This is a genomic window from Streptomyces sp. NPDC000075 (assembly GCF_040301925.1).
Lineage (GTDB): Bacteria > Actinomycetota > Actinomycetes > Streptomycetales > Streptomycetaceae > Streptomyces > Streptomyces polychromogenes.
In genome coordinates this window covers 29,531-47,163 of sequence record NZ_JBEPFL010000023.1, presented here as the reverse complement: position 1 = coordinate 47,163, position 17,633 = coordinate 29,531, and the positions used below count along the sequence as shown (strand labels likewise).

The 17,633-nt window shown below is 76.9% G+C and carries 9 protein-coding genes; 8 read left to right on the top strand and 1 reads right to left on the bottom strand.

Annotated features, from left to right (window positions below; translation table 11 throughout):
- Window positions 1-6: 6 nt before the first annotated feature.
- Both ABT403_RS25060 and ABT403_RS25055 read left to right on the top strand, forming a co-directional pair.
- Window positions 7-10,158 carry a type I polyketide synthase gene (locus ABT403_RS25060; protein ID WP_344158459.1) on the top strand — a complete coding sequence of 3,384 codons (10,152 nt, stop codon included), beginning with the start codon at window positions 7-9 and terminating at the stop codon, window positions 10,156-10,158.
- Between the two features lie 41 nt (window positions 10,159-10,199).
- On the top strand, window positions 10,200-10,973 hold the full coding sequence (locus tag ABT403_RS25055; protein WP_344158461.1) for a thioesterase II family protein: 774 nt from the start codon (window positions 10,200-10,202) through the stop codon (window positions 10,971-10,973).
- A 7-nt stretch (window positions 10,974-10,980) separates the two neighbouring features.
- Here the strand turns inward: ABT403_RS25055 and ABT403_RS25050 are convergent, their stop codons facing one another.
- Complete coding sequence (locus ABT403_RS25050) at window positions 10,981-12,174, bottom strand: Gfo/Idh/MocA family protein (protein ID WP_344158463.1); 1,194 nt, start codon at window positions 12,172-12,174, stop codon at window positions 10,981-10,983.
- A gap of 191 nt (window positions 12,175-12,365) precedes the next feature.
- Here ABT403_RS25050 and ABT403_RS25045 point away from each other — a divergent pair, with 191 nt between their 5' ends.
- The 6 genes from ABT403_RS25045 (at window position 12,366) to ABT403_RS25020 (ending at window position 17,585) form a co-directional block, all read left to right on the top strand.
- Complete coding sequence (locus tag ABT403_RS25045; RefSeq protein ID WP_344158465.1) at window positions 12,366-12,875, top strand: RidA family protein; 510 nt, start codon at window positions 12,366-12,368, stop codon at window positions 12,873-12,875.
- Between the two features lie 89 nt (window positions 12,876-12,964).
- The gene (locus ABT403_RS25040; RefSeq protein WP_344158467.1) at window positions 12,965-13,939 is read left to right on the top strand and encodes a DUF4129 domain-containing protein; all 975 of its coding nucleotides are present in this window, start codon (window positions 12,965-12,967) and stop codon (window positions 13,937-13,939) included.
- Window positions 13,936-14,472, top strand: coding sequence for a hypothetical protein (locus ABT403_RS25035; protein WP_344158469.1), 537 nt, complete (start codon window positions 13,936-13,938; stop codon window positions 14,470-14,472). The genes ABT403_RS25040 and ABT403_RS25035 overlap by 4 nt, the downstream gene beginning before the upstream one ends.
- Before the next feature lie 64 nt (window positions 14,473-14,536).
- On the top strand, window positions 14,537-15,544 hold the full coding sequence (locus ABT403_RS25030; RefSeq protein ID WP_344158471.1) for an AAA family ATPase: 1,008 nt from the start codon (window positions 14,537-14,539) through the stop codon (window positions 15,542-15,544).
- A complete protein-coding gene (locus ABT403_RS25025; protein WP_344158473.1) occupies window positions 15,541-16,926 on the top strand; it encodes a DUF58 domain-containing protein in 1,386 nt (461 codons plus the stop codon). Before ABT403_RS25030 ends, ABT403_RS25025 begins: the two co-directional genes overlap by 4 nt.
- Window positions 16,923-17,585 (top strand): hypothetical protein, encoded by a 663-nt coding sequence (locus ABT403_RS25020; RefSeq protein ID WP_344158475.1) that lies wholly within the window; start codon window positions 16,923-16,925, stop codon window positions 17,583-17,585. Before ABT403_RS25025 ends, ABT403_RS25020 begins: the two co-directional genes overlap by 4 nt.
- Window positions 17,586-17,633: the final 48 nt, after the last annotated feature.

Genomic DNA, 17,633 nt, shown 5'->3' with positions numbered 1-17,633 from the left:
AGAGACATGCAGAGCGAACAGAACGAACAGCACGCGAACGAACAGCGCGCGAACGAACAGAAGCTGCTGGACTACCTCAAGCGGGTGACGGCGGACCTCAAGCAGACCCGGCGCCGGCTCCACGAGGTGGAGGCCAAGGACCAGGAGCCGATCGCCATCGTCGCGATGAGCTGCCGCTACCCCGGCGGCGTCGACAGCCCCGAAGCCCTGTGGCGGCTGGTCGACGGCGGCTCCGACGCGGTCACCGGCTTCCCCGGCAACCGCGGCTGGGACCTGGAAGGGCTCTACGACCCCGACCCGGGCGTCCCCGGCAAGTGCTACACCCGCGAGGGCGGCTTCCTCCACGACGCGGGCCGCTTCGACCCGGGCCTCTTCGGCATGTCCCCCCGCGAGGCGCTGGCCACCGACCCGCAGCAGCGCCTCCTCCTCGAAGTCGCCTGGGAGGCCTTCGAGCGGGCCGGGATCGCCCCCACCTCCGTCAAGGGCTCCCGCACCGGCGTGTTCGTCGGCCTCGCCTACCAGGGGTACGCGGGCAGCGGCGACACCCGGGAGGAGCTGGAGGGCTTCCTGCTCACCGGCACCGCACCCAGCGTCGCCTCCGGCCGCCTCTCCTACACCTTCGGGCTGGAAGGCCCCTCGCTGACCGTCGACACGGCCTGCTCCTCCTCCCTGGTCGCCCTGCACCTGGCCGTCCAGGCCCTGCGCCGGGGCGAATGCTCCATGGCCCTGGCCGGCGGCGCCGCCGTCATGGCCGCCACCGGCATGTTCACCGAGTTCAGCCGCCAGCAGGGCCTGGCCGTCGACGGCCGCTGCAAGTCCTTCGCGGCCGGCGCCGACGGCACCGGCTGGGGTGAGGGCGTCGGCATGCTCCTCGTGGAGCGGCTCTCGGACGCCGTGCGCAACGGGCACCCGGTGCTCGCGGTGGTCCGGGGCTCCGCGATCAACCAGGACGGCGCCTCCAACGGCCTCACCGCCCCCAACGGCCCCGCTCAGCAGCGGGTCATCGAGCAGGCCCTCGCCGGTGCCGGACTCTCGCCGGCCGACGTCGACGTGGTCGAGGCGCACGGCACCGGCACCACCCTCGGCGATCCGATCGAGGCCCAGGCGCTCCTGGCGACGTACGGCCGGAACCGGCCGGAGGAACGACCGTTGTGGCTGGGCTCGTTAAAGTCCAACATCGGCCACACGCAGGCGGCGGCCGGCGTCGGCGGCATCATCAAGATGGTCGAGGCGATGCGCCACGGCGTCCTGCCGAAGACCCTGCACGCGCAGGAGCCCTCCCCGCATGTCGACTGGTCCTCCGGCGCCGTCCGCCTCCTCACCGAGCCCGTGGAGTGGACGGGTGACGGGCGGCTGCGCCGGGCCGCCGTCTCCTCCTTCGGGGTGAGCGGCACCAACGCCCACACCATCATCGAGCAGGCCCCGCCGGTCCCCGAGAGCCCGGAGGAGCCCGCCCAGGCCCCCGCCGAGCCGCTGCCGGTGGCCTGGACCCTCTCCGGCCGCGACACCACCGCCCTGCGCGAACAGGCCGAACGCCTCCTGCGGCACGTCCTCGGCCTCGGCGAGGTCAGTCCTCTGGACGTGGCCCACTCCCTGGCCACCTCCCGGGCCACCCTGGACCACCGTGCCGCCGTAGTCGGCACCGAACTCCCCGACCTCCTCGCCGGAGTCGGCGCCCTGGCCGCCGCCGGGACCGCCCCGCAGCTCGTCGAGGGCGTGAGCGGGCGCGAGGCCGCCACGGCCTTCCTGTTCTCGGGCCAGGGCAGCCAGCGCCTGGGCATGGGGCGTGAACTGTACGAGACCCGGCCGGCGTTCGCCGAAGCCTTCGACGCGGTCTGCGCCGCCGTCGACCCGCACCTCGAACTCCCCCTGAAAGACGTGGTGTTCGGGCAGGACCCGGAGCTGCTGGAGCGCACCGAGTACACCCAGCCGGCGCTGTTCGCCGTCGAAGTGGCCCTGTTCCGGCTGCTGGAGTCGTGGGGAGTGCGCCCCGACTTCCTCGCCGGACACTCCGTCGGCGAGTACGCCGTCGCCCACGCGGCGGGCGTACTGTCGCTGCGGGACGCGGCGAAGCTGGTGGCCGTGCGCGGCCGGCTGATGCAGGCGCTCCCGGCCGGCGGGGCGATGGCCGCCGTCGAGGCCTCCGAGGCGGAGGTGCGGGAGCTGCTGGCGGGCCTGGAGGACCGCGCCGGGATCGCCGCCGTCAACGGGCCGGCGTCCGTGGTCGTCTCGGGCGCCGCCGGCGCCGTGGCCGCCGTCGCGGACCGGCTGTCCGCCCAGGGCCGCAAGACCAAGGCCCTCGCCGTCTCCCACGCCTTCCACTCGCCCCTCATGGACCCGGTGCTGGCCGAATTCCGGGCCGTCGTCGCCGCAGTGGACTTCGCACCGCCACTGCTGCCGGTCGTCTCCACCCTCACCGGAGGCCCGGTCACCGCAGAGGAGTTCTGCTCCGCCGACTACTGGGTGCGCCACGTCCGCGAAGCGGTCCGCTTCGCCGACGCCGTGGGCGCCCTCGCCGCCGAAGGCGCCGGCACCTTCCTGGAGGTGGGGCCCGGCGGCGTCCTGACCGCCCTGGCCCAGCACGTACTCGACGACACCCGCGTCCTCGTCCCCCTGCTGCGCGCCGACCGCCCCGAGGACCTGGCCGTCACCACCGCCCTCGCCCGGGTCCACGTCCACGGCACCCCCGTCGACTGGGCCGCCGTCCACTCCGGACGCGGCGCCCGCCGCGTCGACCTGCCCACGTACGCCTTCCAGCGCCAGGACTACTGGCTCGAACCCGCCGCCCCCGCCTCCCGCCGCTCCGCGGTCGAGGACCGGCCGTACGAGATCACCTGGAAGCGGCTGCCCGTCCCCGCCGCCGGCCCCGCCGACGGGCACTGGCTCCTGCTGGCCCCCGCCGACGGCGCGGACCCCGCCGCCGCGGACCTGACCGCCGCGCTCCGGGACGCGCTCACCGCCCGGGGGGCCGGCGCCACCGTCCTCACCGTGGACGCCGCCGAGGACCGCGAGACCCTCGCCGGCCGGCTGCGGGAGGCCGCCGCCGGCGCCGTCCCCCGTACCGTCGTCTCCCTGCTGGCCCTGGACGAGCGGCCCGCCGCCGGACTGGCCGCCCTCGGCAGCGGCGACGCCGCCACCCTCACCCTCATCCAGGCCCTCGGCGACGCCGGGCTCGAAGCCCCCCTGTGGTGCGCCACCCGGGGCGCCGTCACCACCTCGCCGCAGGACGGGCCGACGGCACCGGCCCAGGCCCGGATCTGGGGCCTCGGCCGGGTCGCCGCGCTGGAACACGCGGCCCGCTGGGGCGGCCTCGTCGACCTGCCGGCGGACTGCGACACCACCGCCCTGGACCGGCTGCTCGGCGTCCTCACCACGGCCGGCCCCGAGGACCAGCTGGCCGTACGCCCGGACGGGGTGTTCGCCCGCCGCCTCACCCGCACCCCCGACGCCGAGGCGCGGCGCGGCGGGACATGGCGGCCGCGCGGCACCGTCCTGATCACCGGCGGCACCGGCGCCCTCGGCGGGCACGTCGCCCGGCTCCTCGCCGCACGCGGCGCCGCCCACCTCGTCCTCGCCGGCCGGCGAGGCCCCGCCGCCGAGGGCGCGGCGGAACTGACCGCCGAACTGGAGGCGCTGGGAGCCCGGGTGACCGTCGCCGCCTGTGACGTGGCCGACCGGGAGGCCCTCGCCCGGCTCCTCGCCGAACTGACCGGACCGGAAGCCGGCCAGCCGCTCACCGCCGTCGTCCACACCGCCGGCGTCGACACCCCCGGACTGCTCGCCGACACCGGCCCGGCCGCCTTCGACGCCGTCCTGGCCGCCAAGGCGGCGGGCGCCGTCCACCTCGACGCCCTGCTGCGCGAACTCCCCGCCGGTCACGAACTCGACGCCTTCGTCCTGTTCTCCTCCATCGCCGGGGTGTGGGGCGCCGGCGGGCAGGCCGCCTACAGCGCCGCCAACGCCCACCTCGACGCCCTCGCCGCCGCCCGGCGCTCCGCCGGCCTGCCCGCCACCGCCGTGGCCTGGGGCCCGTGGGCCGGCTCCGGCATGGCCGCCACCCCCGAGATCGCCGACGGCCTCCGCAAGCGCGGCCTGGAGCCCCTGGACGCCGAAGCGGCGCTCACCGCCCTGGAGCGGGCCGTCGGCCGGGGCGCCGCCGCCGTGACCGTCGCCGACGTCGACTGGGCCCGCTTCGCCCCGACCTTCACCATCGGCCGCCCCAGCCCCCTCCTCGACGGGCTCCCCGAGGTCCGCGACGCCGCGACGGGCCGCCCCGCGGGCTCCGGCGCGACCGGCGACGGGGCCGACGACACCGCCCGCGCGCTGCGCCGCACCCTCGCCGAGGCCGAGCCCGCCGACCGGGACCGCACCCTCGTGGAACTGGTGAGGCGCGAGGCCGCCGCCGTCCTCGGCCACCCGGGCCCCGAGGCCGTCGAACCGGGCCGGGCCTTCCGCGACCTCGGCTTCGACTCCCTCACCGCGGTGGAACTGCGCGGCCGGCTGGTCCGCGCCACCGGCCTGGACCTGCCCACCACCCTCGTCTTCGACCACCCCTGCGCCCTCGACCTCGCCGGCCGCCTCCTCGCCGAACTCCTCGGCTCCCGGGAGCCGGACGCGTCCGCCGCCACCCGCGCCCCCGCCGACGGGGAACCGATCGCGATCGTCGCGATGAGCTGCCGCTACCCCGGCGGCGTCCGAACGCCCGAGGAACTGTGGCGGCTCGTCGAAGAGGGCACCGACGCCATGTCGGTCTTCCCCGACAACCGGGGCTGGGACCTCGACGCCCTCTACCACCCCGACCCCGACCACCCCGGCACCACCTACGCCCGGGCCGGCGGCTTCCTCTACGACCTGGCCGACTTCGACGCCGCCTTCTTCGGCATCTCGCCCCGCGAGGCCACCGCCATGGACCCGCAGCAGCGGCTCCTCCTGGAAACCTCCTGGGAGGCCTTCGAACGGGCCGGCCTGGACCCGGCGACCGTACGCGGCAGCCGCACCGGGGTCTTCGTCGGCTCCGGCTACCAGGACTACCTCCGGCGCGGCCTGGCCGTCCCCGAGGGCGTCGAGGGCTACCTCGGCACCGGCAACGCCGCCAGCGTGGCCTCCGGCCGCATCGCCTACACCCTGGGCCTCGAAGGCCCCGCCGTGACCGTCGACACCGCCTGCTCCTCCTCCCTCGTCGCCCTCCACATGGCCGCCCAGGCCCTGCGCCAGGGCGAATGCGAACTGGCCCTCGCCGGCGGCGTCACCGTCATGTCCAGCTCCGGCGCCTTCATCGAGTTCAGCCGCCAGCGGGCCCTGTCCGCCGACGGCCGCTGCAAGGCCTACGCGGCCGGCGCCGACGGCACCGGCTGGGGCGAGGGCGTCGGCATGCTGCTCGTCGAACGGCTCTCCGACGCCCGCCGCAACGGCCACCCCGTGCTCGCCGTGATCCGCGGCTCCGCCGTGAACCAGGACGGCGCCTCCAACGGCCTCACCGCGCCCAGCGGCCGGGCCCAGCAGCTCGTCATCCGCCAGGCCCTCGCCAACGCCGGCCTGACCACCGACGACGTCGACGCCGTCGAGGGACACGGCACCGGCACCCGCCTCGGCGACCCCATCGAGGCCTCCGCCCTGCTCGCCACCTACGGCCGGGAACGCGAAGCCGGCCGCCCCCTGTGGCTGGGCTCCCTGAAGTCCAACATCGGCCACACCCAGGCCGCCGCCGGCGCCGGCGGCATCATCAAGATGGTCCAGGCGCTGCGCCACGGCCTGCTCCCCAGGACCCTGCACGCCGACGAGCCCACCCCGCACGTCGACTGGAGCGCGGGCGCCGTCCGGCTCCTCACCGAAGCCGTGACCTGGGAGCCCGACGCCGACGGCCGGCCCCGCCGCGCCGGCGTGTCCTCCTTCGGCATGAGCGGCACCAACGCGCACGTCATCATCGAGGAGGCACCCCGCCCGGACCCCGCCCCCGAGACGGACCCCGACCCGGCCGCCCCCGCGCCCCGGCCCCTGAGGTCGCCGGCCACCGCCCTGCCGCTCGCCGCCCGGACCGTCCCCGCCCTGGAGGAACAGGCGGCCCGCATCGCCGCCCTGCTGCGCGAGGACCCCGGCACCGACCCGCGCGAGACCGGCCACGCGCTCGCCACCACCCGCACCCCCTTCGCCGAACGCGCCGTGGCCGTCGGCGAGGACCGCGACGAGCTGATCGCCGCCCTCGACGCGCTCGCCTCCGGCGCCTCCCACACCGGCGCCGTGCGCGGCACCGCCACCGCCCCCGCCCAGCCCGTGTTCGTCTTCCCCGGACAGGGCTCCCAGTGGGCCGGCATGGCCGTCGGACTCCTCGACACCTCCGAGGTCTTCCGCGACCGGATCGCCGCCTGCGGCCGGGCCCTGGCCCCCCACACCCACTGGGACCTCGAAGAGGTCCTGCGCGGCACGGACGGCGCCCCGGCCCTGGAGGCCCCCGACGTCGTCCAGCCCGTGCTCTGGGCCGTCATGGTCTCCCTCGCCGAACTCTGGCGCTCCTGCGGGGTCCGCCCCGCCGCCGTCGTCGGCCACTCACAGGGCGAGATCGCCGCCGCCGTCGTCGCCGGATCCCTCACCCTGGAGGACGGCGCCCGCCTCGTCGCCCGCCGCAGCACCCTCCTGCTGCGCCTGGCCGGACAGGGCGGCATGGTCTCCCTCCCGCTGCCGGAGACCGAGGCCGCCGCACGCATCGCCCCCTGGGACGGCCGCCTCGCCGTGGCCGCCGTCAACGGACCCCGCACCGTCGTCGTCGCCGGGGACCGCGAGGCGCTGGCCGGACTCCTCGCCGCCTGCGCCGCCGACGGCGTCCGCGCCAAGCGGGTCCGGGTGGACCTCGCCTCGCACAGCGCCCAGGTCGAACCCCTGGCCGAGGACCTCGCCGCGGAACTCGCCGCCCTCGCCCCCGCCGCACCCGGGATCCCGTTCTACTCGACGGTCACGGGCGAACCCCTCGACACCCCGCCGGACGCCGCCTACTGGTACGGCAACCTGCGCCGCACCGTCCGCTTCGACCAGGCCGCACGCAGGCTCCTGGCCGACGGGCACCGGGTGTTCATCGAGATCAGCCCGCACCCCGTGCTGGTCTACGGACTCCAGGACACCATCGACGACGCCCCCGGCGAGATCCCGGCCGCCGTCCTGACGACCCTGTCGCGGTCCGAAGGCGGCGCCCGCCGCTTCCTCACCTCCCTCGCGGACGCCCACGCGCACGGCGTCCCCGTCGACTGGCGGACCGTGCTCGGCGACGACGGCGACGGCGCCCGGCGCCCCGGCCCGGCCGTGGCCCTGCCCACCTACCCCTTCCAGCGGCAGCGGTACTGGCTCGACGCACCCGACACGGCCGCCGAACCGGCCCCCACGGCCGCCTCCGAGGCCGACGCGGGCTTCTGGGCGGCCGTGGCCGGCGAGGACCTCCCCACCCTCGCCCGGGAACTGGGCGTCGACGAGGACGCCAGCCTGCGCACCGCGCTCCCGGCCCTGAACGCCTGGCACCGCGGCCGCCGCGACGAGGCCGCCACCGACGCCTGGCGCTACCGCATCACCTGGAAGCCGGTCGCGGATGCGGCGGCGCACCCCGCCCTCACCGGCGCCTGGCTCGCCGTCGTCCCCCGCGACCTGCCCGGCGACCCCGCCGTGGAGCTGGCGCTGGACTCCCTCGCCGCCCACGGCGCCGAGATCATCCGCCTGGACGTGGCGGCCGACGCCGACCGGCACGCCCTCGCCGACGCCCTGCGCGCGGCCGGCCGCGACGCGGCCGGCGTCCTGTCCCTGCTGGCCCTCGACGAACGGACCCACCCCGAACACCCGGCCGTCCCGCTCGGCCTGGCCACCACCCTGCTCCTCGTCCAGGCGCTCGGCGACGCGGGGCTGAACGCCCCCCTGTGGTGCCTGACCCGGGGCGCCGTCTCCACCGGCCCCGCCGACCCCGTCCGCTCCGTCCGGCAGGCAGCCGTGGCCGCCCTGGGCCGGGTCACCGCCCTGGAGCACCCCGGCCGGTGGGGCGGGCACATCGACCTGCCCGACGCGGTACGGGCCACGGACGGCCGCACCGGCCGCAGGCTGGCCGCCGCCCTCACCGGCGCCGGCGGCGAGGACCAGCTCGCCCTGCGCCCCGGCGGAGTCCTCGCCCGCCGGATGCTCCGCGCCACCGGCGACGGGGCGCCCGCCGGCCCCGGCTGGCAGCCGCGCGGCACCGTCCTGGTCACCGGCGGCACCGGCCACATCGGCGGCCACGTCGCCCGCTGGCTCGCCACCGCGGGCGCCGCCCACCTGGTGCTGGCCGGCCGCCGGGGCCCCGACGCCGAGGGAGCCGCGGAACTGGCCGCCGAACTGGAGGCCCTGGGCGCCGGCGTGACACTGGCCGCCTGCGACCTCGCCGACCGCGAGGAGGTGGCCCGGCTCCTGGACTCCCTCGACGCCCTGCCCCCGCTGAGCGCCGTCGTACACGCCGCGGGCACCGGCACGCCCGCCATGCTCGCCGACACCACCGTCGCCGAACTCGCCTCCCTCCTCGGGGCCAAGGCGGCCGGCGCCGCCCACCTCGACGAACTCCTCGGCGACCGGGAACTCGACGCCTTCATCCTGTTCTCCTCCGGAGCCGCCGCCTGGGGCAGCGGCGCCCAGGCCGGTTACGCCGCCGCCAACGCCTGCGTGGACGCCCTCGCCGAGGACCGCCGCGCCCGCGGACTGGCCGCCACCTCCGTCGCCTGGGGCGCCTGGGGCGGCGGAGGCATGGTCGACCGGGCCGCCGAGGAGCGGCTGCGGCTGCGCGGCCTCGACCCCATGGACCCCGGCCTCGGCGTGCTGGCGCTGCGCCGCGCGGTCGAACGGGGTGACACCACCGTGGTCGTCGCCGAGGTCGACTGGGCCCGGTTCGCCCCCGCCTTCACCGCCGCCCGGCCCAGCCCCCTGATCGCCGACCTGCCCGAGGTGCGCCGGCTGACCGCCGCCGAGGAGACCGGTGCGGACGCCCCGGCCGACGGCGAAGCCCCCCTGACGCGCCGCCTCGCCGCGCTCGCCGGGGCCGACCCGGCGCCGGTCGTGCTGGAGTTCGTACGCTCCGAGGCGGCCGCCGTACTCGGCCACCCCACCGCCGACGCGGTGGGGGAGCGGCAGGTCTTCCTGGAACTCGGCTTCGACTCGCTCACCGCCGTCCGCCTGGCCAAGCGGCTCGGCGGGGCCACCGGCCTGAAGCTCCCCGCCACCCTGGTCTTCGACCACGCCACCCCCACCGCCCTGACCGCCCACCTCCTCGGGCTCCTCGCCCGGCGCCCCGGGACCCCGGCCGCGGCCGGTACCACCGCCGAGGAGGCCGGCGAGGACCTGCTCGTCGGCCTCTACCGGCGGGCGGGCGAACTCGGCCGCCTCGGCGACGGCATCGAGATGGTCACCGCCGCCGCCCGGCTGCGGCCCGTCTTCGACGCCGCCGACGCGGACGCCCACCGGCCCGTCCCGGTCCGGCTGGCCCACGGCGACGAAGGCCCCCACCTGGTCTGCTTCGGCCCCTACATGGCCCCCTCCGGAGTCCACCAGTACGCCCGCTTCGCGGCGGCGTTCGGCGGCCGGCGCAGCATCTGGGGGCTGCCCGAACCGGGCTTCGCCCCCGGCGAGGCGCTGCCCCGCGACGTCGAGGCCCTCGTCGAGGTCCACGTCCGGTCCGTCACCGCGTGCGCGGGCGAGGAACCGGTGGTCCTCGTCGGCTACTCCTCGGGCGGCTGGGTGGCGCACGCCGTCGCCTGCCGGCTGGAGCGGCTGGGCCGGCCCGTCGAGGGCATCGTGATGCTCGACAGCTTCACCCGCGCCGAGGGCATGGGCGACCGGTTCCAGGCCGCGGTGGTACGGGAGCAGTCCGACCGCTTCGAGTTCATCTCCGCGCCCGGCACGCAGCTCACCGCGATGGGCGGCTACCTCTCCCTCTTCCAGGACTGGGACGCCCCCGGGACCGCGGTCCCCACCCTCGTCGTCCGCGCCGCCGACGCGATGGCGGACGGCGCGGGCCCGCGGGCCGGCGGGACCGACGACCGGCCGGCGGCCCCCGAGCACGCCCAGACCGTCACCGAAGTCCCCGGAAACCACTACACGCTGATGGAGCGTCACGCCGAGTCCACGGCCACCGCCGTCGACGAGTGGATCCTCAAGCTCCCCTGAACCGCCCCGAGCCCCCTCACCGAAAGGACGCGGTCCGCACCGTGAACACCCCGAACACCACCACCGACGAGAGCCTGTGGATACGCCGGTTCCAGCCGAGGCCGGACGCCTCCGTACGGCTGGTCTGCCTGCCCCACGCGGGCGGATCCGCCAGCTTCTACCTGCCGGTGGCCCGCGCCATGCCCGAGTTCGCCGACGTCCTGTGCGTCCAGTACCCCGGCCGGCAGGACCGGCGCGCCGAACCCCTCGTCGACAGCATCCCCGAACTCGCCGACCGGATCTTCACCGCCCTGCTGCCCTGGGCGGACCGGCCCCTGGCGTTCTTCGGGCACAGCATGGGCGCCTCCGTCGCCTTCGAGGTCGCCCGCCGCTTCGAACGGGACAAGGGCATCGTGGCGGCGGCCCTGTTCGCCTCCGGCCGCCGCGCCCCCTCCGCCCACCGCCACGAGACCGTGCACCTGCGCGACGACGACGGACTGATCGAGGAGGTGAAGAGCCTCAGCGGCACCGACACCCGGTTGCTCGGCGACGAGGAGGTGCTGCGGATGGTCCTCCCGGCCGTCCGGGCCGACTACCGGGCGGCGGAGACCTACGCCCCCGAACCGGGGGAGCGGCTGCGCTGCCCCGTGACGGCCATGATCGGCACCGGCGACCCGAAGGTGACCGAGGCCGAGGCCGCCGCCTGGGCCGAGCACACCGAAGGCCCCTTCGAACTGCGGGTGTTCTCGCCGGGCCACTTCTACCTGGTCCGTGACCACGCCGAGGTCATCGAGGCCATGGCCGGCCGGCTCCGCACCTCCCTGACGGCGAACTGACACCCGGTCACGGAGCGGCGCGCCGCTGGCCGTTCTCGAAGTAGGCGGCCAGCGGCGGATCGAGCGGCGGGACCCTGCGCGGGGTCCCGCCGTCCCGCAGCGACTGCGTCGCCCCGTACCCGGCGGCCACCGCCATCCGGGCGGCGACCGGCGAGGTGTCCGTGGGCCCGCCCTCCCGGACGAACCGCAGGAACTCGTCGATCAGCAGCGGGTCCGCCCCGCCGTGCCCGCCCCCCGACGGGGCCGCCGGTACGGGGTGGCGGGCGTCCGGCTCGGCCCGGTAGCCCGACCTCCGGGCGTTCCAGACCCGGACCTCGCCGCCCGGGCCGTCCCCGAAGTTCTCCAGCCGTCCCGCGTCCCCGATCACGGTGTAGTTGCGCCAGTAGTCGGGGGTGAAGTGGCACTGCTGGTAGGCGGCGAGGACCCCGTTGGCCAGGCGCAGGTTCATCAGGGACACGTCCTCGACGTCGATCACCGGGTTGAGGTCCCGCTGGGTGCCCGGCGGCCAGTGCCCGTCCTCGGTGTACCAGTCGGCGGTCTTGGGTTCGCCCGCCGCCCGCCGGTGCGGGATCCCGCCGTAGACCATCAGGTCGCCCATCGCCTGGACGTCCTCGGTGTAGGAGCCCGCCAGCCAGTGCAGGACGTCCAGGTCGTGGGCGGCCTTCTGGAGCAGCAGCCCGTGGGTGAAACGGCGTTCGGCGTGCCAGTCCTTGAAGTACCAGTCACCGCCGTAGCCCACGAAGTGCCGGATCCACACCGTCTTCACGGTACCCACCGCGCCCTGGGCGATCAGCTCCCGCATCAGCCGGACCACCGGCATGTGGCGCATGTTGTGCCCGACGTACAGCCGGCTGCCCGTCTCGTACGCCGTGCGCAGCACCTCGTCACAGCGCTCCACGCTGATGTCGAGCGGCTTCTCCACGAAGACGGCCTGCCCGGCCCGCAGGGCCTCCCGCGCCAGACCGGCGTGGGTGTGATCGGGGGTGAGGACCAGGACGGCCCCGATCCCCGGGTCCCCGATCACCGCCGTCGGGTCGGCGTGGATCCGCGCCCCCGGGAACGCCCCGGCGGCCCCGGCGCGGGCCCCCGGGTCGGGATCGGCGACCGCGGCCACCACCGCGCCCCGGCCCGGACGGTGCGCCGTGCGCGCCAGGGCCCCGCGCAGCCCGTATCCGAGGACCCCGATCCTGACGTCCGGCACGGCCGTCCCCCCTCTGCTCCGAGGACGCAGGTCTACCACCCCGCGAGGCCCCGGCGACAGACCGCACGCCCCCGCCGGCGCCCTGCGCCCGGAGGCGGTCCGACGTCCACGCGATCGCCGTTCGAGGCGTTCTCCTCTCCTCCCTGACAGCGTCGGTGCTCCAGGCTCCACCGGGACGAAGGGACAGAGGGATGACCAACTCGAGGCGCAGGTTCGGCATCGGCGCCGTGGTGGCCGCGATCGCCGCCACGACGATCGCCGTCACGGGACCGCAGGGCGCCAGCGCGCAGGACCTGGGGCGCCGTGGCTGGGACCACTTCGGGTTCGGGGTGCCGTGGGAGGAGTCCTACGGATACTCGCAGGGCATCCGCGCCGGGGACACGATCTACATCTCGGGCCAGGTGTCCCACGACGCGGCCGGGAACTTCGTGGGCGCCGGGAACTTCGAACTCCAGGTGCGCACCGCGTTCGACAACCTGGACAAGGTGCTCGCGCACTACAAGGTCCCGCGCAGCCAGATCATCAGCATGAAGATCTTCACCAAGGACCTCCGGCAGAACTTCGACACGGCCGCCAGGCTGCACAAGGAGTACGTGGGCAACCACCGCACGACGGACACCATCGTCGGCGTCAGCGACATGTCGGTCCCCGAGCAGCTCGTGGAGATCGAGGCCATCGTCCAGGTCTCGCCGCGCTCCTGACCGTCCCCGGCCGGGCCGCCGGCCTGGCCCCGCCCTCATTGATCACCGGGCGGCGGTGTGCGAAGCTGCCGGTCTCGGGGGAGGGGGCGGTGGTGGAGCGGGAGCGTGGTCGCACCGGTTCCGCACGGGCGGTGCTGGGCACGGCAGTCGTGGGCGGAGCCGCCCTGGGAGCCCTGCTGCTGCACCCCGGCGCGGGTCTGTTCGCCGATGGCCGCGGACCGCTCGGCGGCAACCCCGTCCTCGTGCTCGGCCTGGCCCTGCTCGCCCTCCTCGGCGGGATCGCGCTGCGCGCCGGGTACGTGGAGCGGGTCGGCGCCCAGGAGCTCGACCCGGTGGAGCAGCGGCTGGCGGACGGGGTGCGCCGCGTGCTGACGGCGGCCCCGCTGGTCCTCCCGCTGCTCATCGTGGCCCTGCACCGCTTCGGTTCCCCCGACCCCGACCCCGAACGGGGCGGCGCGGCCGCCGACGGCGGCCCGGGGCCCGCACCGCTTCCCCCCACGGGCCCGGCCCCGGTGCCCACCCTGGCGCCCGCCGCACCGGCCGCCGCCCCGGACCAGGGCACGCCCTCCTGGCTGACATGGACCCTGCTGGTGCTCGGGCTCGCCCTGCTCACCGGGGCAGCCGTCCTCGCCGCCCGGTTCCTGTGGCGGTACCTGAGCCGTCCGGCCGCCCCCGAGGCCGGGGCGGCGCCCGCGACCCCCGAGGGCGAGCGGGGACAGCTGGCCCACGCCGTGGACTCCGGGCGCCGCGCCCTGCTGGACGGAACCGACGTCCGGGCGGCCGTCATCGCCTGCTACCTGGCCATGGAGGAGTCCCTCGCCGCCTCGGGCGTGGCCCGGCACGCCTCGGACAGCCCGCACGACCTCCTGGAACGGGCCCTCGCCGGCGGCCTGCCGGCGGCGGCGGCCGCCACCGAGCTCACCGCCCTGTTCCGTGAGGCCCGTTACTCCACGCACCCGATGCACGGCGGCCACCGCGAGCGGGCGGCGGCCGCGCTGGCCGCGCTCGCCCACGGCCCGCACCCGCAGGCGGACGCACCGCGCACCGGGGCCGGTGCCGGATGAGGGCGGGCATACGCTTCCGGACCCTGACCGGCTCCGTGCGGTGCGCGCCCGGTTCGGTGCGCCACTCGACCGGCGTCCTGGCCGGCCTCGCCCTCGCCGCCGGACTGCTCCTCGCCCTGACCGACGGCGCCGCCGCGGCCGCCACCGGGGCCGCGCTCATCACCGTCGTCGCACTGGCCCTCGGGCGCTACGCCGCCGGCGGCGCCGCCCAGGACACCGGACCGCGCGGGCCCACCCGGGTGCCGGGCAGCCGGGCCCCGGCGCTCGGCCGGTGGCGGCGCACCGTGGCCGACGCCCTCGCCGACGACGGCGGAGAACACCTGCGCACCGTCATGCGCCCCCAGCTCCAGCGGCTGTTCGCGGCCCGGCTGGCCGAACGCCACGGAGTCGCCCTGTACCGGAACCCGGACCGGGCCCGGGCGCTGGTCGGCACCGACCTGTGGCCGTGGATCGACCCCGGGTCGCCCGCCCCGGGGCCCACCCTCCCCGAGGCCGTCCTGCGTGCCCTGCTCGACCGCCTGGAAGCCCTGTGACCGCCGCCGGCACCCGGCCGGCGCCCGCGGCCCCCATCCGACCCCGCCCCGTGAGGACCCGCTCGTGACCAGCACGCGAACCAGCCCGGACCAGGCCGTCCTGACGCCCCGACAGGCCGGCGAGCGCGCGGCGGCCGTGCTCGACGAGATCCGCACCGCCGTGGTCGGCAAGGCCGAACCGCTCGCCCTCGTCATGCTCGGCGTCCTCGCCGGGGGCCACGTCCTCATCGAGGACCTGCCGGGACTCGGCAAGACCCTGCTGGCCCGCTCCTTCGCCACCACCCTCGGACTGGACTTCTCCCGCGTCCAGTTCACCCCCGACCTGCTGCCCTCCGACGTCACCGGCGCCCCGTTCTACGACCAGCGGACCGCCGGCATGGTCTTCCGTCCCGGCCCCGTCTTCACCCACCTGCTGCTCGCCGACGAGATCAACCGCACGCCGCCCAAGACCCAGGCGGCCCTGCTGGAGGCGATGGCCGAGTCCCAGGTGTCCGTCGACGGCACCACCCGGCCCCTGCCGGACCCCTTCGTGGTCGTGGCCACCGCCAACCCCATCGAGTACGAGGGCACCTACACCCTGCCGGAGGCCCAGCTCGACCGCTTCCTGCTGCGCGTGCGGATGGGCTACCTCACGCCCGCCGAGGAAGCCGGCATGCTGCGCGCACGCGTCGACCGTGCCGCGCCCGAAGCGGTGCTGCGCACGCTCAGCGGGCCGGACGAGGTGCTGGCCATGCGGGCCGCCGTCGAGCGCGTCGAGGTGGACGACGACCTGCTGGACTACGCCGTCGCCCTCGTCGGCGCCACCCGCGCCCACCCCCACGTCCAGGTCGGCGCCTCTCCGCGCGGCGGCCTGGCCCTGGTGCAGCTGGCCCGCGCCCGCGCCGTGCTGGACCTGCGGGACTACGTGACACCTGAGGACGTCAAGTCCGTGGCGGTGCCCGCCCTCGCCCACCGGATCACCCTCAAGCCCGAACTGTGGGTCCGCCAGATCGACGCCGACGAGGTGATCCGCGAGATCACCCGGTCGGCCCCCGCCCCGCGGACCCTGCCGCGCACCCCGGCCGGGTCATGACGGAGCCGGTGCCCGCCCGCACGGTGGCCGCCCGCACGGTGCCCGCCCGCACGGCGGCCGCCCGCACGGCGGCCGCCGTCCGGCGGGCCCTCGACGGCCGCCGGGACGCCGCCGGACCCCCGCCACCGCCCCCGCCCGGCCGGCGCCCCGGCGAGCGCGCGCTGCGGCTGGGCACGCTGGCCGTCGTCGCCCTGTCCGCCGCGCTGGTCACCGGCCGCCCCTGGGTCCTCGCCCTGGCCGCCGCACCGCTGGTCCTGCTGGCCCTCGCCCTGCCGGGCGGGCCGCGCCCGGACGGGCTGACGGCCGAGGCGGAGGTGGAGCCCAGGCGGTGCTTCGAGGGCGAGCGGGTGACGGTGCGGATCGCCGTGGCCCACGACGGGGAGCCCGGCCGCCTGGACCCGGGGGTCACCCTCGGCCCCGGGGTCCGGCTCGACCGCGTCGAGACGGGCCCGCACCACGTGGAACTGGTCCTGACCGCACGGCGGTGGGGCCGCTGGACGCTCGGCACGGTCGACGTGGACGTCTACGACCGGGGCGGCCTGGCCCGCCGCACGGTACGGGTGGACCTCGGCGAGGTCTCCGTCTTCCCGGTGCCCGAGCACGCGGGCCTCACGCCCATCCCGGTCCGGCTGCCCCAACGCCTCGGCGAGCACGCCTCCGCGCAGCGCGGCGAGGGGGTCGAGGTCACCGGCGTGCACCCGTACGCGCGCGGCGAGCGCCAGCGCCGGATCCACTGGCCGGCCACCACCCGCCGGGGCAGCCTCCAGGTCCACGGCTTCGCCGCGGAGCGCACGGCGGAGACCGTGGTGCTGCTGGACGTGCTCACCGACGTGGTCGACCCGGTCGCCGGCACCTCCACGCTCGACGCGACCTTCCGGACCGCCGCCGGGCTGGTCCGCGCCTACCTGCGCACCCACGACCGGGTCGGCGTCGTATCGGTCGGCGGCACGACCCGCTGGCTGCGACCGGGCAGCGGCCAGGGGTACTTCTTCCGGATCGCCGAGAGCGTGCTGGCGGTCCGCAAGGACCGCGGCCACCGCTCGGAGGGCCTCGGCCCGCTCCCCCCGCCCGCACTGCCCTCCGGGGCCCTGGTGTACGTCATCACCCCGCTGAGCGACCAGCGGATCTTCGAGGTCCTGCACCAGGTGCGCGGGCGGTCCAACCCGGTGGTCGTGGTCGAGATCCCCACCGGCGACCCGGTCGTGGACCCCGGCGACACCGAGGGCGAACTCGCGCTGCGCCTGTGGCGGGCCGACCGCGACGCCATGCGCTTCTCCCTCGTCGAGAGCGGCATCGCGGTCGTCGCCCACCGGCCCGGCGAGACCCTCGACCTCGCCCTCGCGCCGCTGCTGCGGACCCGTGTCCACGGAGGCACCCGATGACCACCGCCCCCACCCGGTCCGCCCCGGCGGAGGTCCGTCCCGCCCGGCTCGCCACGCGTCTCACCTCCCGCCTCGCCGACCGGCTGCTGGGCGCGGCCCTCGTCGTCGCCGCCTGCGATCCGCCGGCCGCCCTGCACGCCTCGCCGCCGGCCGGGCTGCTGATGACCGGGGCGGCGGGCGCCGCCGCGTGGTGGGCCGCTCCGATGGTCGACGCGCGGCCCGTCCACACCTCCCTGCGCTGGCCGGCCGTGCTGGCGCGCCGCAGGACGACCGTCCTGCCGGCCGCCGCCATCGTGATCGCGGCGGCCACCGGCCCCGCCCTCTGGCTGGTCGTCTGCATCGCCGCCCTGCTGCCGGCCTACCTGCTCGTCACCGACCCCTGGACGGCGGGGGTCACCGCCCCGCCCGGCCGGCCGGACGCGAAACCCGTGCTGGCGGCCGCCGCCGCGACGGCGGTGGTCCTGATCGCGGCCCAGGCACCGGTCGCACCGACCTCGTACGCCAGGCTCCCCGCCGCCCTCGCCATCGCCGCGACGGCGGCCTGCCTGGCGCTGGCCCTGCACGCCCGCCACCGCCCGCCGCACCGCCCGCCCCGGCCGGACGGCGGCGCCGAGGCCCAGCACACGACACCCCGCCGCGCCCCCCGCCACCGCCACTGAGGCGGCCCCCGGTGCCCCCGGGAGGCGCGGGCGGCCCACACGTGAGGT